The sequence below is a fragment of the Shimia thalassica genome (genome assembly GCF_001458215.1).
Taxonomy (GTDB): domain Bacteria; phylum Pseudomonadota; class Alphaproteobacteria; order Rhodobacterales; family Rhodobacteraceae; genus Shimia; species Shimia thalassica.
This window is the reverse complement of sequence record NZ_CYTW01000001.1, coordinates 608,113-623,057: the sequence shown is the minus strand read 5'-3', so window position 1 is coordinate 623,057 and position 14,945 is coordinate 608,113. Positions and strand designations below refer to the sequence as shown.

Below are 14,945 nucleotides of genomic sequence, written 5' to 3'. Positions count from 1 at the left end.
CCCTTAGTCTACCAGATCAGTGAAAAGGTTGTCGGTCTCTGCAAAGTCCAACATCGCCTCTTCGATCGTGCCGGCATTGATGTCGCGCACTTCCACGCGGCCATCGCCATATCCAACAACAACTGCGTCACAGATATCTATGAACAGACCGTTTTCAACCACACCCGGCATTTGATTCAACACCATCGCCAACTGGCGCGCATCACCGATGCGATTAAGATGCAAATCAAGAATATGGTTGCCTTCGTCGGTAACAAACGGGCTGTCACCGTTCATGCGCAACGTGGACGCCCGCCCAAGCACATCAATGCTCACCAATGTTTCTTCGATCAAGGCTTGGGTGGTTTGCCATCCGAAGGGGATAACCTCGACCGGCAAGGGAAACGCACCAAGCGTTTCGACCTCTTTTCCGACGTCGGCAATCACAACCATTTGATCCGAAGCGGTCGCCACGATCTTTTCCTGCAACAACGCGCCGCCGCCGCCCTTGATCAGGTTCAGGTCACCGTCAAACTCGTCCGCACCATCAATTGTCAGGTCCAGCCATTTGGCTTCATCTAGGCTGACAACCTGAATGCCGACTTCGCGGGCCAACTGTGCTGTGCGCGTTGACGTTGGAACGCCTTTGATACGCAGGCCCTCGTCGCGGACCATTTCGCCCAGACACCGTACCAGCCAAGCTGCAGTTGAGCCGGTCCCCAACCCGACGCGCATCCCGTCTTCGACGTACTCGGCCGCTTTCTTCGCAGCGACGAATTTGGCTTTGTCGATGGGCGACAATTCTCCGGACATACGACGACTCCCTTGTTCCTGTTGCACAGGTTATATGAAAGATGCGTGCAGGGGGCTATGGGAAAACAGCAGTTTCTCACACATCTATCGGCGCTTGAGCGTTAAAATCACCTTCTGCATCAGCGCAATCAGAGTTTCAGCCTCTTGTTCGTTCAATCCTTTGAGGGCCTCGGCATTTTGTGTCGCCGCCGCGGCCAGCGCTTTTTGCCGAACCTCGCGGGCCTTGGGCGTCAGTTTGATGCCCCGTGTCCGTTTGTCCTTCGGGTTCGCAATCCGGTCAATGAGCCCGTCCCGCTGCATTCGCGACAAGGTATTCGCCATTGTCGCCTGCTCGACATCCAGCCGATCCGTCAGGACGGCTTGAGTCAGGCCATCCTCTTCCCACAACTCGAGAAGAACCATGAACTGTGCTGGCGCAAGGTCCAACTCCTTGAACCGCTGCTGAAGCCCCGCTGCGAACAGGCGTGCCATGTGATTGGCCAGAAATCCGGCCGAGTGCGTTTTTGCAAATTCCATGTGCGCAAATATGCGATTGCATAGCAGGCTATACAATATCAATTTACATAGTATGCTATCATAAAGGATTTCACAATGTCTCCCCTGCTCAAACTTCATGTTGCTTCCGCATCCATCGCCCTGCTGACGATCACGACGTTCTGGACAAGCACCTTGGTCTCTGAACTCTTTTTCGATCACGCAGCTATCGCGGCTACCAAGCAATCCATTCTCTGGGGAATGGCCCTTTTGATACCAATGATGGCCCTTGCAGGCGCGACCGGCAGCAAATTGGGCAAAGGATGGAAACTGCCTGAGGTCGCCCGCAAAATGCGACGGATGAAACTCATCGCCGCCAATGGCATGCTGATCCTGCTGCCCAGTGCGATCTTCCTTGCCGTCCGCGCAAACGCAGATCAACTGGACATGCTCTTTTACTCTGTTCAGGGCGTGGAACTCCTGGCGGGCGGCACGAACATCACTTTGCTTGTGCTGAACCTCAAAGACGGTCAATCCCTGCGCAACCGTCGCCGCCGTCGGGCGGCACAGTAATGGACAGGTCGTTCAAGGCCCCTGCGCTCGTCGGCGACACCTCTGGACACAAGATAAAGCAGCCTCTTTTCACGACAAAGCGCGTTTCCGATAGGAAACGTCGTTTTGTGACCGCCGCGCGCCTGTTCCCCGACCTATTCTTTGGCCATGAAAGACCCATTGAGACTTCACTATGCCCCCGACAACGCGTCGGGAATCGTGCGCCTTGCGCTCGAAGAGCTTGGCTTGTCATTTGAAACGGTTTTGGTTGACCGGTCTCGGAAGGCACAGCAAAGCGCGGAATTTCGTGCCATCAATCCGGCCGCCAAAATTCCCGCGCTGGCAACACAAGACGGCACCATGTTTGAAACCGCCGCCATTCTTCTTTGGCTGGCTGACCGCTCGGGACGGCTGGCCCCCGCGGCCACAAGCCCCAAACGCGCGTCGTTCCTAAGCTGGTTGTTTTACCTTTCAAACACGCTGCACGCCAATTTGCGGATGAGCTTTTATCCCGAAAAATATGCCGGTCCCGATCCGGCACATCACCAAGCCCTGCTGTCAGGGGCCAGAACCAATATCACCGACGGGCTGCAAATTTTGAACACATATGCTGGCGAGGGCCAGTTGTGGTTCAACAACCCTGAAAATCTGTCGATCCTTGACCTCTATATGGGGCCGATGTTGCGCTGGATGGCGCTTTATCCTCGAGACGACACGGATTGGTTCTCTCTTGAAGATTGGCCCCATCTGCACGCCCTTGCCGCACGGATTGAAATGCGCCCCTCCGCTTTGGCCCTGTGTGCCGCTGAGGGGATGGCCCCCCACCCTTTCACAGCCCCAACACCGCCAACCCCGCCAGAAGGAGTGGCACTCTAAATGTTTCTGTCTGTCTTCGATATGTTCAAAGTGGGCGTTGGCCCGTCATCGTCTCACACTATGGGGCCGATGGTTGCCGCCGCACGGTTTCTGGACCAGATGCGCGCCTCGCCGTTTGAGTTCCACGGCGTGCGCGCCACACTTCACGGGTCATTGGCCTTTACCGGGGTCGGGCATGCCACCGACCGCGCAACCATTCTCGGCCTCGCCGGCTTCCTGCCGGACACCTATGACGGCGCAAAGGCAGAAGCCACGCTGGCGCGGATCAATGCGCACAACGTCGTAACACCAGAAGGCCTGCCCGAACTTCATTTTAACCCGAACGAAGATCTGACCTTTGATTTTGGTCCCAATCTTCCCGGCCACGCCAACGGCATGGTCTTGATGGCGACTGATGCCCAAGGCGATGTCACCCTGCAAGAGACCTTCTATTCAATCGGTGGTGGTTTCGTCATGACCGAGGCCGAATTGGCCGCGGGCCAAGACACGGATGAAGGTGCCCCCGTGCCCTATCCGTTCAAATCTGCTGCAGAGATGCTTGAAATGGCGCAGATCTCTGGCAATTCGATTGCCGAAATGAAACGCGCAAACGAAGTCTCGCGCGGGTGCACCGACAGTCTTAAAAACGGATGTGCCCGAATCTGGGATGTCATGAACACCTGTATCGAACGCGGGCTGACCACTGACGGCATATTACCCGGTGGTTTGAGTGTGCGCCGCCGCGCCAAAGGCATTCATGATGCCTTGCAGGCGGAACGCGGCATGAATCTGAACGCGCCACATACCATCAACGACTGGATGAGCGCCTATGCCATGGCCGTGAACGAGGAAAACGCCGCCGGTGGTCAGGTGGTAACGGCACCAACCAATGGCGCCGCGGGTGTGTTGCCCGCCGTCATCCGATACTGGCTGGACCATGTGCCGGGTGCGTCGTCAGGCAAGATCGAGGAGTTTCTGCTCACTGCTGCAGCAATTGGCGGGCTGGTTAAATTCAACGCCTCCATTTCCGGAGCAGAAGCCGGATGTCAGGCCGAAGTCGGAAGCGCCTCAGCCATGGCCGCAGCAGGATTGTGCGCCGTCATGGGCGGCACCCCGGAGCAGGTCGAGAACGCCGCCGAAATCGCCTTGGAACATCACCTTGGCATGACCTGCGATCCCGTAAAGGGCCTTGTTCAGGTGCCTTGCATCGAACGCAACGGCCTTGGCGCGATCAAGGCCGTCTCGGCGGCCTCATTGGCGCTGCGCGGGGATGGTCAGCATTTTGTGCCGCTGGACGCGGTGATCGAAACCATGCGTCAGACGGGCCATGACATGCACGAAAAGTACAAGGAAACATCTCTTGGGGGGCTTGCCGTCAACGTCCCGAACTGTTGATCGCTGACGTCCGTTATTGCGTGACGAAAACACACCCGTCCGACAAAAGCTGTGGTGGCGTGCGACACAAACCGCGCGCCACTTGATACGCTGCCAAAACCTTGGGCACATAGTCACGTGTTTCGCTATAGGGCGGCACGCCTTGATGCTTGGCCACGGCATTTTCACCTGCATTATAGCCTGCAAGAACCAGCATCGGATCTTTGTCAAAGCGCTCCATCAGGAAATCCAGAAACGCCACGCCCCCTTTGATGTTCTGCGCGGGCACGGCACGATCCGCGACCCCGAAGCGGTCTGCAGTAGCCGGCATCAATTGCATCAGGCCGGACGCCCCTGCACTGCTCAGCGCGTCAACACGGCCACCCGATTCAATAGAAATCACTGCAAGAACAAGCGCAGGCGAGACATTCGTGCCAATCGTGGCCGTGAGAATGTCGACACCATGTTTTTTAGCCAATGCCTGCATGTTCTGCAAACGTGGGGCTGCCACGCCCTCTCCGGGAGGCGGGGCTTGCAATGCATCAAGCGCAGGGCGCAACCGCCCCGGTCCCGAAGCAGCAAGGTCCGGCGAAACCTTATCCCAGAACCACGCATAGCTGGATGAAACAGTGTCAGATCCGCTTGCAGCAGGCGTCACGGGTTTCGCAGTCGCCACAACCGACGCGGTCTGATCAATTTGAACCGTGATTCTCTTTTTCTGGCCTGCTTTTGGGGGTTTTACCCGTTTAGCCTTGAAATCAGGAAAAGGTGCAGGCGACTCGGCGGCCACCGGCAAAGTCAACCCGAGGGCGAGAAGCCCCGGAATCAATATCCTGCTAAAAATCATCTGCTCTGCCCGACTTTTTTGCCGTTCTTTGAGTGTGAGTCTCTCAAAATTCATCTTTTGGAGCCAGTTATCCCCGAAAAAAAGCGGCGAAAGGTGTCAAAAATGCCCAATTCGCACGAAGGCAGGCACCCACCACCGCAATGATATCTAATTTTTTATTTAATTTTCAGCAGCTTGCCAGATTTTTCGCATTTTCTGTCAAAGTTCGAAAAAGGCACGATTCATGCCCAATTCGCGCCCCAATCCAAGTGGATATTACCTTCATACCAAGTCGGGAACGAACCAATGAGAGAGAGCGGTTCACCTTAGGCCCGACAAGGTGACACGCAATTAGACTGATCCTTTGGAGGGACAAAACCATGATCAAATTTATCAAAAACTTCCGCAAAGACGAAAACGGCGCTGTAACTGTAGACTGGGTTGTTCTGACCGCTGCTGTTGTTGGCCTGGCTGTTGCTGCTTACACCGCGATTGAATCGAACACTGAATCTCTGGCCGCTCAAGCTGCTGGCGACATCGCTGGCGAAGTTGGCAACTAAGCCATACGCCTGACGGTTTAAGTTTTGAGGCTGCACCGGTTTCCGGTGCAGCCTTTTTCTATGGGTGCACTGCATAGCGCCGATACGACTCGATATTCTTCGGAATAATCCGGACCAGCCCCCCCCCTTTCCGTCTGAAGGCTCCCTAGAAGGTCAAGCTGGATCAACGCGGCAGTTTGATCGAAGCGCAATCGCCCCAGCTGCGGATCGAACGCCCCTCTCCCGGCCTTGAAAAGGTAAACCTGCGGGAATCGCACATCTCTTTTCGGGTCCGGAAAGGCCAGTCACATCGCCCCCGAATCCGTTTTGCCGCCTGCATCCCCCAAAAACATGAAGAAAATGGGAATCTGGCAACGATTGTCGCGATATTCATTAAAACACTACAAAAAGGCACGTTTCGTGCCCAATTCGCGCCCCAATCCAAGTGGATATTACCTTCATACCAAGTCGGGAACGAACCAATGAGAGAGAGCGGTTCACCTTAGGCCCGACAAGGTGACACGCAATTAGACTGATCCTTTGGAGGGACAAAACCATGATCAAATTTATCAAAAACTTCCGCAAAGACGAAAACGGCGCTGTAACTGTAGACTGGGTTGTTCTGACCGCTGCTGTTGTTGGCCTGGCTGTTGCTGCTTACACCGCGATTGAATCGAACACTGAATCTCTGGCCGCTCAAGCTGCTGGCGACATCGCTGGCGAAGTTGGCAACTAAGCCATACGCATAGAGCGAACATATTGGGGCCGTGCCGTTCTTTCGGCGCGGCCTCTTTTTGTAAAGCACCGAGGGCTGCGAACCTCTTAGTAACGAGTACAGCGGTATTCAGCAGGACCTGATTCTATCGGGCGGGTTTTCTGAAATCACAATGAAGGGCCAGGCTATGAAACATTTCTTGGCAAGATTCCATCGGAACGAAACCGGGGCCGTAACAGTCGACTGGGTTGTTATCTGCGCCGGTATCGTTGCCTTGGGTATCGCAGCGATGACCGTTATCGAAGGTGGTACGGTTGGTCTTGCGAACGATACAGGCTCTACAATCCAAGAGCGCCTGAACGACTAGAGGTCACCTAACTGAGATGCCGCGGATCAGGTTTCAAACTCTGATTCTGGGTACAGAAAAAAGTTGCATCGACCTCGAGAGAGGCAAGGCAACTCCAATTCTGGATCATCGCAAAGACTTTGGTCCAAACGACACGAAACAATCCCTTATCTGGCATTTTTTGGCCACAATATGATGGTTGACTGCTCTATGGACCCGTATGCGCGCCAATGGGTAGCAGGATGGCGCGATAAGCAACGAAGAGGTAAAGAGCATGCGAGCGATATTTGCTGTAGTTCTGCTCATTGGACTGGGATTGGCCGGTTTTGCCGTCTATATGGCCCAAAATTATATCGAGGGATATCAATCGGCTTTGGCACAAGAACGTGCGTCAAAGAAGCCGGAGATCGCCACAACAGATGTGTTCGTGACCACGCGCCCCATGAAATATGGTGAAGAGCTGACGGTTGAGGACATACAGTTGGTGAAGTTCCCGAAAGATGCGCTTCCAGAAGGCGTGTTCGCAACCAAGGAAGATCTATTCCCGCATGGGGAAGATGTGGTCCGCTACGTTGTGCGCGCAATGGAAGAAAAAGAAGCCATTCTCGCAATCAAGGTGACCAAACCTGGAGAAGATGCAGGCCTGACAACACGGCTTCAAAAGGGCATGCGTGCCTTCGCGATCAAAGTGGATGTGGCCAGCGGCGTTTCAGGCTTTCTGCGTCCCGGAGACCGGGTTGATGTCTATTGGACCGGTCGCGTCAAAGGCATGGGCGGAGAATTGGGCAACGACGAAGTGACCAAACTGATCCAGACCAGTGTGACGTTGATTGCAATCGACCAAAGCGCAGACGGTGAGATCGAAGCAGGCAACGTGGCCAAGACCGTAACTGTGGCAGCAAAGCCCCAACAGGTTGCATCCTTAGCACAGGCCCAAAAGACCGGTGATCTGATGCTTGCTCTTGTCGGCGCAGAAGACGACACCGTCGCCTCTGTCGTCGAAGTCGATCAGCGCAGTCTGCTGGGCATCGAAGCGCCCGAAGAGAAAATCGTGGAGCGCATAGAGGAAGAACGCGTCTGTACCATCAAAACCCGTCGCGGTGCAGAAGTGGTGCAAATTCCGATCCCCTGCACAAACTGAAAAAACCGTAAAAACGAGGCGTCGCTCACTGCGGCGCCTTTTTTGCATGTCACCCTGTTGCCCACGGCACACATCAACTGAGGCCCCAAACCCATTGATTCTTGCAATGAAACCCAATTTGTCGCACAGTGACAAAAAAGTGGACGCAAGATCCACTTCTGAGGCGTGATCAAAAAGGCAGGTCACATGACATATCGAAGACTTCTCGGCGCCGCCCTTCTGGGGATGGCCGTCGTTGCAGCACCCATTCTACCTACGCAGTCAACTGCGGAGACACTTCGCGTTGTGCGCAGTGGGTCCACATCCACGCTTAGCGTGCCGATGAACCGTGCGGTTGTCGTCGAGAGTGATGTTCCTTTTGCCGAGCTTAGCATCGCAAACCCAGCGATCGCCGACATTTCATCCCTGTCTGATCGCACGATCTATGTCTTGGGCAAGGCCCCCGGTTTGACCACTCTTACGCTTTTGGATGGCACCGGACGCCTGATCACTAACGTAGACGTTCGTGTTGCAGCAGATATCAGCGAATTCAAAGAACGCCTGCGTCAGATTTTGCCCGGTGAAAAAATCGAAGTTCGCACAGCCAATGACGGTATTGTCTTGTCCGGTACAGTCAGCAGCGTTCAACGCTTGCAACGAGCCATGGACCTTGCAGAGCGGTATGCACCGGAACGCGTCTCGAACCTGATGACCGTCGGTGGCGTCCAGCAAGTCATGCTCAAAGTCAGATTTGCCGAAATGCAGCGTACCGTTGCCAAATCGCTGAGTGCGTCCCTCGCAATGGAAGGCGCAATTGGCGGCGGCAGCACCGGTATCAAAGGTGGCACGAACACGACAGTGACCAACGGAGCGGTTGATACATCCCTCGGAGGGAGCCTGCCCGCGACCAATGATAACAATGGCGCCATTTTGTTTGGCTTTTCCGCTGGCAGCGTACAGGTCGGGCTTTTGTTGGAAGCATTGGAAAGCAAAGGTGTCGTGCGCACCTTGGCTGAACCGAACCTGACTGCCCTTTCCGGACAAGAAGCAAAGTTCCTTGCGGGCGGCGAATACCCGATTCCTGTCAGTCAGGAAAACGGGGCGGTGACCATCGAATTCAAACCCTTTGGTGTTGAACTCAACTTTATCCCCCGCGTCGTAGATCGCGATTTGATCAATCTCGAGCTGAATGCAGCGGTGTCGTCCGTTGATTCATCAAACAGCTATGAAGACGGAACATTCACGATCAACGGATTTAAGCGTCGTGAAACCTCCACCACTGTTGAGCTTCGCGATGGGGAAAGCTTCGCAATCGCGGGTCTGCTTTTGGATGATTTCCAGGACAGCAGTGGCCAGGTGCCATGGCTTGGCGATATTCCGGTACTGGGATCTTTGTTCCGCAGCGCCGATTTCCAGAGATCACAATCCGAACTGGTGATCATTGTCACAGCGCACCTTGTGACGCCAACACGTGGCGAAGCCTTGGCCTTGCCCACCGATCGCGTCAAACCACCCAGCGAATCCGATCTTTTCCTCTTTGGGCGCGTTGCGCGTGAAAATGCCCCGAAACGGGGTGCGGCTGGCGAGGTCGCGAAGCAAGATTTCAGTGGCTCTTATGGCTATGTGATGGACTAAGGCAATGGCGGGCAACATGAAATTCCTATTGGCAACCACCGCTTTGATCGCCCTCGCAGCCTGCGATATGAGTTCGTATCGTGAAGCCGGCGCTGTTGTCGACAAAGGCCACTTCGGCGCAGCGACGGTGAACAACACCGCCATTCAGACTGGCGAACAAAGCTTTGTGATCCAACTCGCAAGCCGTTTTGCCGAAGAAGTGCCCTCGACCGTGAACTTTGCGTTCGACAGCACAAGCCTTGATCAACAATCCCGTACGGTCCTGCGCCAACAGGCGGTTTGGATCAATCAGTTCCCCGAAGTGACTTTCCGCGTTTACGGACACACCGACGCCGTGGGCTCAAGCACTTATAACTACAATCTCGGCCTGCGCCGCGCCAAAGCGGTTGTGAAATATCTCGGCTCGCAGGGTATCAGCCGCAGCCGGCTCGAGGCGATCGTTTCCGAAGGTGAAACCCAACCTTTGATCGTTTCACAGGGCCGCGAACTCAAAAACCGACGGACAGTCACCGAAGTGTCCGGTTTTGTGCAGCGACACCCTACGATCCTGGACGGAAAATACGGCCAGGTTGTTTACCGCGAATATGTGGAAAGCGCGACAGGGCAAAGCACTCTGACCGGCATCAACACCTCCGATTATTCGTCTGGCGGCAGCTAAACCCCAGGGCCCCGCCCACAAAAACATCCCCGTTGCGCGCAAGCCTGCGGGGTTTTTCTTTGTTTGCCTTTAGTTTTTTGCATTTTGCGCCAAAAGATCGCTGACTTTGTTTGAAAACAATCACCTAATCTTTTCTTGATCGTTCAAAGATACCGCACAATTTCGGCTTTTTAGCCCCAATGTTGCCCAAGTTCGGGGTCAAGTTCATTCCAAAGAACGAATTGCGTCTGGCGAATGAGTCGGACGTGGTGTTCGCGAGTTTCGGCCTTTGGTGACGTGTGCGTGTCATCAGAACGAAATTCACAAAGCGGCGCCAGTGTTAAGAACCGAGGCAAAGATGACGAGTAACACACCGATACAAGAGGACCCGAGCCCGATCCTGGCATGCACCGTGTGCCGTGATGTGCAGAATTTCGAGCTTCTTATTGTCGATATGGAAGAGACCCTTGGCGAACAGTGGGGGGATCTCAGCTTTAATGATGCGCTACAGTTTTTTGATCAGCCAGACGCCCAAAGCCTTGAATTCATTGCACTCGCCATTGATGACTATGACGAAGACAACCTCTCGCAGTTGATGGAGGTCATCTCGGCCGCCAAAGGCCGGGGTATTCGCACGATCCTTATTGCAGAAGATGTGACACCCGCCTCGTTGCATAAGCTTTTGCGCCATGGTGCTGATGAGTTTGTCCCCTACCCCCTTCCTTCCGGCGAGCTGAAAGAGGTGATCGAGCGCCTGAGAGCGCCAGATCCACAACCACAATCCGTCGAAATCCCGGTTACACAAGCCGTTCAACAAACCGAGGCCCCTGCTGTTGTTCTTCAAAACGGCGGGCAGTCTCGTGAAGGTGTGGTCATTGCCACCCACGGCCTTGCAGGAGGCACCGGTGCAACCACTCTTGCCGTCAATCTCGCTTGGGAACTTGTCAAAGCAGACAAGAAAGACATCCCGTCGGTGTGTCTGATCGATCTTGATCTGCAATTCGGATCGATTTCGACCTATCTAGATCTTCAGCGCCGTGAAGCTGTTTTCGAGCTGTTGTCCGACACGGAAGGCATGGATGCCGACAGTTTTGGACAGGCCTTGGTGCAATACGATGAGCATTTGCATGTGCTGACATCGCCAACAGACATGATCCCGTTGGATCTGGTGTCATCCGAAGACATTGAGCGCATTCTTGATACGGCACGTCGCCACTTTGACTATGTGATCGTGGATATGCCTTCGACGCTTGTTCAATGGTCCGAAACCGTTTTGAACGCGGCGCATGTGTATTTCGCAACGCTCGAAATCGATATGCGTTCCGCGCAAAACACGATGCGCCTCAAGCGCGCACTTCAAGCCGAAGACCTGCCATTTGAAAAGCTGCGCTATGTGTTGAACCGATCGCCAAAGTTTACAGATCTGGCTGGCAAGTCTCGCGTCAAACGTCTGGCCGAGAGTCTGGACATCTCGATTGACGTCTTGCTGCCCGACGGTGGTCGCCAGGTCATGCAAGGTTCGGACCACGGCCAACCCTTGGCTGTTTCCGCCCCTAAAAATCCGCTGCGCAAAGAAATCGCAAAGCTCGCCGTTAATCTACACAGCCTGGATCAGACCGATCCCAAAGCCGCTTAACCCAGGAGATCTCGATGTTTTCTAGATACAAAAAGCAGGACGCTCCCAAACCGGTGCCACCGGCGGGCAAACCTGCGTCTGGGCCGGCAAAGGCGGAAACCGCTTCGGCAACAGCGACAACTGCGCCCGCGCCAGAGCGAAAAACGGTCGCGCGCAAGCAGGTGCAATCACAACCGGCAAAAGCCGCACCCGCAGACAAAGAGCGCAAGCGCAAAGAGCGTCTGGGCGAGATCAAGCTGGAACTGCACCGTGAGTTGCTGGACAACCTGAACCTTTCGGCCCTTGAACATGCAAGCGAAAACGATCTGCGCAATGAAATCAGTGCAATTTCGAGCGAAGTTCTGCAAGAGCGCGCCATTGTTTTGAACCGCGATGAACGCACGCAACTGAACCAAGAGCTTTACGACGAAGTCACCGGCCTCGGTCCGCTGGAAACGTTGCTGCAAGACGAAACCGTGAACGATATTCTTGTGAACGGCCCGCAACAGATTTTTGTCGAGCGTGCAGGTAAACTGCAACTGACCGACATTACGTTCAAAGACGAAAAGCACCTTTTGCGGATCATCGACAAGATTGTTTCCGCTGTTGGCCGCCGCGTTGATGAATCCAACCCCTATGTGGATGCCCGTCTTCAGGATGGCTCGCGTTTCAACGCCATGGTGCCGCCAATTGCCGTGGATGGATCGCTGGTTTCGATCCGGAAATTCAAAAAAGACAAACTGGGCATCGACGATCTGGTGAACTTTGGCGCATTTTCGGAAGAGATGGCAGCCTATCTTCAGGCCGCAGTTGCCACCCGCCTGAACGTGATCGTTTCGGGTGGTACGGGTTCAGGTAAAACCACAACCTTGAACGCGCTTTCCTCGTTTATTGACGACGCGGAACGCATCCTGACAATCGAGGATACTGCGGAACTCCAGCTGCAACAGACGCACGTTGGCCGCATGGAAAGCCGCCCGCCGAACGTCGAAGGCAAAGGCGAGGTGTCCCCGCGCGACTGTCTGAAAAACGCGCTTCGTATGCGTCCGGACCGCATCATCGTCGGCGAGACGCGTGGTGAAGAAGTGATTGATATGTTGCAGGCCATGAACACTGGCCACGACGGATCCATGACAACCATTCACGCCAACAACGCGCGCGATGGTATTGCGCGTCTTGAGAACATGATTGCGATGGCCGGGATCGAAATGCCCCTCAAAGCCGTGCGTTCGCAGATTTCCTCGGCGGTAAACCTGATCGTTCAGGCGTCCCGTCTGCAGGATGGATCGCGCCGCATGACCTCGATCACCGAAATCACCGGTATGGAAGGCGACGTTATTTCCATGCAGGAAGTCTTTCGCTTTCAGCGCACAGGTCTGACGCCCGACAACAAAATTGAAGGCCACTTCACCGCAACGGGCGTTCGCAGCCACTATTCCGAACGGTTCCGCCTGTGGGGTTATGACTTGCCGCCTTCCATCTATGAACCGACAGCGGGGTAACCGATATGCCTTTTAGCCCTGAACTCCTCATCTATGGCCTGATCTTTGTCGGCGTTGTCGTCTTGGTCGAAGGCGTCTATCTGACCGTTTTCGGACGTTCGATCAGCCTCAACAATCGCGTAAACCGCCGCCTTGAAATGCTCGACAAGGGCGCGCGCCGCGAAGAGGTACTTGAACAGCTGCGCAAGGAAATGCAGCAGCACGGCAAAGCACGCACCATCCCGCTTTATTCGCTGCTGGCCTCAAAGGCCCAGAAAGCCGCCATCGCCTTTACGCCGAAACAGCTCATGGGCATCATGGCCGGCGTCAGCGTCTTTGCTTTTCTGGCTCTGACCATTGGCACCGAATCCGGCCTGGCAATGAACGCCGTCATCGGAACAATCGCAGGTGTCGGAGGGGTCTATTTCTGGGTCAGCCACAAGGCCGGTAAACGCCTTGGCATGATCGAGGAACAGCTGCCGGACGCTATCGAACTTATGGTGCGCTCACTGCGTGTCGGTCACCCCTTTGTTTCGGCAATCCAGATCGTCGCGAAAGAAGTCGAGGACCCGCTGGCGACTGAATTCGGCGTGATCGCAGATGAAAGTGCCTATGGCCGCGATGTGGGCGAGGCTCTCAAAGACATGGCCGAACGTCTTGACATGCAAGACATGCGGTTTCTCGCGGTGGCCGTCGCCATCCAACAACAATCGGGTGGTAACCTGGCGGAAATTCTGGACGGCCTGTCCAAAGTGATCCGCGCCCGCTTCCGCCTGTTTCGCCGCGTCAAAGCGATCACGGCCGAAGCGCAATGGTCGGGAAAATTCCTGTCCGGGTTCCCTGTTGCCGCGCTGATTTTCATCAATCTGAGCGACCCTCACTACTATGACGGCGTGAAAACGCACGAACTGTTTATTCCGGCGTGTATCGCTGTTGGTTTGTTCCTGTCCGTAAACCTGTTCGTCATGCGCGTCCTGACAAATATCAAAGTGTAATCCGGAGAAGATTCATGGAAGCCATCACACAAATTCTGACAGGTGCCCTTGGACCCTTCGGCCCGGTGATCGCTGTCGGTGCGATTGGGCTTGTCCTTGTACTGGCCACCGTTGTGTTCATGCTGAAACAGCGTGATGACCCACTCGACAAGCTGAAAAAGGTCGAAAACGAAAAGGCCCAGAGCAAGGAAAACCGCAAGGAAAAACTGCGACGCGCCTCGTCTAACGAGAAGCTGGCCAAATACAAATCCTTCCTTGAACCACAGAACGAGGAAGAGCTGTCCAGCCTGCGCCTCAAACTGATGCAGGCCGGCTATCAATCCCGCGATGCTGTGCGCGCGTTCCACCTTGCCCAAATGTTGTTGGGTGTCGTCGGGCTGGTGTTCGGTGTTTTGTACTTCATGTTCATCAAAGGGCCTGAAGGGGCGACCACGCAGGATACGCTGATGTATATCCTCGGGCCGGGTGCCGCCGGATATCTGCTGCCCAAATACTGGGTGACACGCCGCGTCGAAACCCGCAAAGAAGAAATCACGGCCGGGTTCCCGGACTCGTTGGATATGATGCTGGTTTGCGTCGAAGCGGGCCAGTCTCTGGACCAATCCATCAACCGTGTCGCTGGCGAACTTCGCGCCTCTTACCCTGCCCTTGCGGACGAGTTTCAGATCGTCGCTTACGAGATGAAAGCCGGTAAAGACAAATCACAGGTTCTGGGTGATATGGGGGAACGTTGTGGTGTGCAGGACGTGTCGAGCTTTGTCACCGTTTTGATCCAATCGGCATCGTTTGGTACATCGATTTCAGATGCTTTGCGGGTCTATGCAGGCGAAATGCGTGACAAACGCGTGATGCGTGCTGAAGAAGCCGCAAACAAGTTGCCAACCAAGATGACACTTGCCACAATGATGCTAACCGTGCCGCCGCTTTTGATCATTCTGATCGGACCGTCGATACACAATGTTACCCAGATGGGGCAGTGAACCAACAAA

At 54.8% G+C, this 14,945-nt stretch carries 16 protein-coding genes; 13 read left to right on the top strand and 3 right to left on the bottom strand.

Annotated elements, in window-relative coordinates; all coding sequences use genetic code 11:
• Positions 1–3: 3 nt before the first annotated feature.
• Both rpiA and PH7735_RS02895 read right to left on the bottom strand, forming a co-directional pair.
• Positions 4–792: a ribose-5-phosphate isomerase RpiA gene (gene rpiA / locus PH7735_RS02900; protein ID WP_058309816.1), complete on the bottom strand. Its 789-nt coding sequence runs from the start codon at positions 790–792 to the stop codon at positions 4–6.
• Between the two features lie 84 nt (positions 793–876).
• The gene (locus tag PH7735_RS02895) at positions 877–1,308 is read right to left on the bottom strand and encodes a MarR family winged helix-turn-helix transcriptional regulator (protein WP_058309815.1); all 432 of its coding nucleotides are present in this window, start codon (positions 1,306–1,308) and stop codon (positions 877–879) included.
• Between the two features lie 75 nt (positions 1,309–1,383).
• Here PH7735_RS02895 and PH7735_RS02890 point away from each other — a divergent pair, with 75 nt between their 5' ends.
• From PH7735_RS02890 to PH7735_RS02880, 3 genes are all read left to right on the top strand, one after another.
• Positions 1,384–1,839, top strand: a complete 456-nt coding sequence (locus tag PH7735_RS02890; protein ID WP_058309814.1) for a hypothetical protein — start codon at positions 1,384–1,386, stop codon at positions 1,837–1,839.
• 159 nt (positions 1,840–1,998) lie between these two features.
• The gene (locus PH7735_RS02885; RefSeq protein ID WP_306341219.1) at positions 1,999–2,694 is read left to right on the top strand and encodes a glutathione S-transferase family protein; all 696 of its coding nucleotides are present in this window, start codon (positions 1,999–2,001) and stop codon (positions 2,692–2,694) included.
• Complete coding sequence (locus PH7735_RS02880) at positions 2,695–4,068, top strand: L-serine ammonia-lyase (protein ID WP_058309812.1); 1,374 nt, start codon at positions 2,695–2,697, stop codon at positions 4,066–4,068. It begins immediately after the preceding gene.
• Between the two features lie 13 nt (positions 4,069–4,081).
• Here the strand turns inward: PH7735_RS02880 and PH7735_RS02875 are convergent, their stop codons facing one another.
• Entirely contained in the window at positions 4,082–4,894 is an 813-nt protein-coding gene (locus tag PH7735_RS02875; protein ID WP_058309811.1) for a lytic transglycosylase domain-containing protein, read from the bottom strand.
• Between the two features lie 359 nt (positions 4,895–5,253).
• Here PH7735_RS02875 and PH7735_RS02870 point away from each other — a divergent pair, with 359 nt between their 5' ends.
• The 10 genes from PH7735_RS02870 (at position 5,254) to PH7735_RS02825 (ending at position 14,936) form a co-directional block, all read left to right on the top strand.
• The gene (locus PH7735_RS02870) at positions 5,254–5,433 is read left to right on the top strand and encodes a hypothetical protein (protein WP_058309810.1); all 180 of its coding nucleotides are present in this window, start codon (positions 5,254–5,256) and stop codon (positions 5,431–5,433) included.
• Between the two features lie 535 nt (positions 5,434–5,968).
• Complete coding sequence (locus tag PH7735_RS02865; protein ID WP_058309810.1) at positions 5,969–6,148, top strand: hypothetical protein; 180 nt, start codon at positions 5,969–5,971, stop codon at positions 6,146–6,148.
• A 166-nt stretch (positions 6,149–6,314) separates the two neighbouring features.
• A complete protein-coding gene (locus tag PH7735_RS02860; protein ID WP_058311112.1) occupies positions 6,315–6,494 on the top strand; it encodes a Flp family type IVb pilin in 180 nt (59 codons plus the stop codon).
• A gap of 253 nt (positions 6,495–6,747) precedes the next feature.
• A complete protein-coding gene (gene cpaB / locus PH7735_RS02855; RefSeq protein ID WP_058309809.1) occupies positions 6,748–7,614 on the top strand; it encodes a Flp pilus assembly protein CpaB in 867 nt (288 codons plus the stop codon).
• Between the two features lie 186 nt (positions 7,615–7,800).
• On the top strand, positions 7,801–9,228 hold the full coding sequence (locus tag PH7735_RS02850; protein ID WP_058309808.1) for a type II and III secretion system protein family protein: 1,428 nt from the start codon (positions 7,801–7,803) through the stop codon (positions 9,226–9,228).
• Positions 9,229–9,244: 16 nt separating this feature from the next.
• Positions 9,245–9,886, top strand: coding sequence for an OmpA family protein (locus tag PH7735_RS02845; protein WP_082645182.1), 642 nt, complete (start codon positions 9,245–9,247; stop codon positions 9,884–9,886).
• 337 nt (positions 9,887–10,223) lie between these two features.
• Positions 10,224–11,501: a CpaE/TadZ family protein gene (locus tag PH7735_RS02840; RefSeq protein ID WP_058309806.1), complete on the top strand. Its 1,278-nt coding sequence runs from the start codon at positions 10,224–10,226 to the stop codon at positions 11,499–11,501.
• A gap of 14 nt (positions 11,502–11,515) precedes the next feature.
• Positions 11,516–12,982 (top strand): TadA family conjugal transfer-associated ATPase, encoded by a 1,467-nt coding sequence (locus PH7735_RS02835; RefSeq protein WP_058309805.1) that lies wholly within the window; start codon positions 11,516–11,518, stop codon positions 12,980–12,982.
• Between the two features lie 5 nt (positions 12,983–12,987).
• Positions 12,988–13,956 (top strand): type II secretion system F family protein, encoded by a 969-nt coding sequence (locus tag PH7735_RS02830; protein WP_058309804.1) that lies wholly within the window; start codon positions 12,988–12,990, stop codon positions 13,954–13,956.
• A gap of 14 nt (positions 13,957–13,970) precedes the next feature.
• Complete coding sequence (locus PH7735_RS02825) at positions 13,971–14,936, top strand: type II secretion system F family protein (RefSeq protein WP_058309803.1); 966 nt, start codon at positions 13,971–13,973, stop codon at positions 14,934–14,936.
• Positions 14,937–14,945: the final 9 nt, after the last annotated feature.

Excerpts from the sequence above, each read along its gene's own strand:
- rpiA (WP_058309816.1), bottom strand. The coding sequence starts at position 792 with ATGTCCGGAGAATTGTCGCCCATCGACAAAGCCAAATTCGTCGCTGCG.
- PH7735_RS02895 (WP_058309815.1), bottom strand. The coding sequence starts at position 1,308 with ATGGAATTTGCAAAAACGCACTCGGCCGGATTTCTGGCCAATCACATG.
- PH7735_RS02890 (WP_058309814.1), top strand. The coding sequence starts at position 1,384 with ATGTCTCCCCTGCTCAAACTTCATGTTGCTTCCGCATCCATCGCCCTG.
- PH7735_RS02880 (WP_058309812.1), top strand. The coding sequence starts at position 2,695 with ATGTTTCTGTCTGTCTTCGATATGTTCAAAGTGGGCGTTGGCCCGTCA.
- PH7735_RS02875 (WP_058309811.1), bottom strand. The coding sequence starts at position 4,894 with ATGATTTTTAGCAGGATATTGATTCCGGGGCTTCTCGCCCTCGGGTTG.
- PH7735_RS02870 (WP_058309810.1), top strand. The coding sequence starts at position 5,254 with ATGATCAAATTTATCAAAAACTTCCGCAAAGACGAAAACGGCGCTGTA.
- PH7735_RS02865 (WP_058309810.1), top strand. The coding sequence starts at position 5,969 with ATGATCAAATTTATCAAAAACTTCCGCAAAGACGAAAACGGCGCTGTA.
- PH7735_RS02860 (WP_058311112.1), top strand. The coding sequence starts at position 6,315 with ATGAAACATTTCTTGGCAAGATTCCATCGGAACGAAACCGGGGCCGTA.
- cpaB (WP_058309809.1), top strand. The coding sequence starts at position 6,748 with ATGCGAGCGATATTTGCTGTAGTTCTGCTCATTGGACTGGGATTGGCC.
- PH7735_RS02850 (WP_058309808.1), top strand. The coding sequence starts at position 7,801 with ATGACATATCGAAGACTTCTCGGCGCCGCCCTTCTGGGGATGGCCGTC.
- PH7735_RS02845 (WP_082645182.1), top strand. The coding sequence starts at position 9,245 with ATGAAATTCCTATTGGCAACCACCGCTTTGATCGCCCTCGCAGCCTGC.
- PH7735_RS02840 (WP_058309806.1), top strand. The coding sequence starts at position 10,224 with ATGACGAGTAACACACCGATACAAGAGGACCCGAGCCCGATCCTGGCA.
- PH7735_RS02835 (WP_058309805.1), top strand. The coding sequence starts at position 11,516 with ATGTTTTCTAGATACAAAAAGCAGGACGCTCCCAAACCGGTGCCACCG.
- PH7735_RS02830 (WP_058309804.1), top strand. The coding sequence starts at position 12,988 with ATGCCTTTTAGCCCTGAACTCCTCATCTATGGCCTGATCTTTGTCGGC.
- PH7735_RS02825 (WP_058309803.1), top strand. The coding sequence starts at position 13,971 with ATGGAAGCCATCACACAAATTCTGACAGGTGCCCTTGGACCCTTCGGC.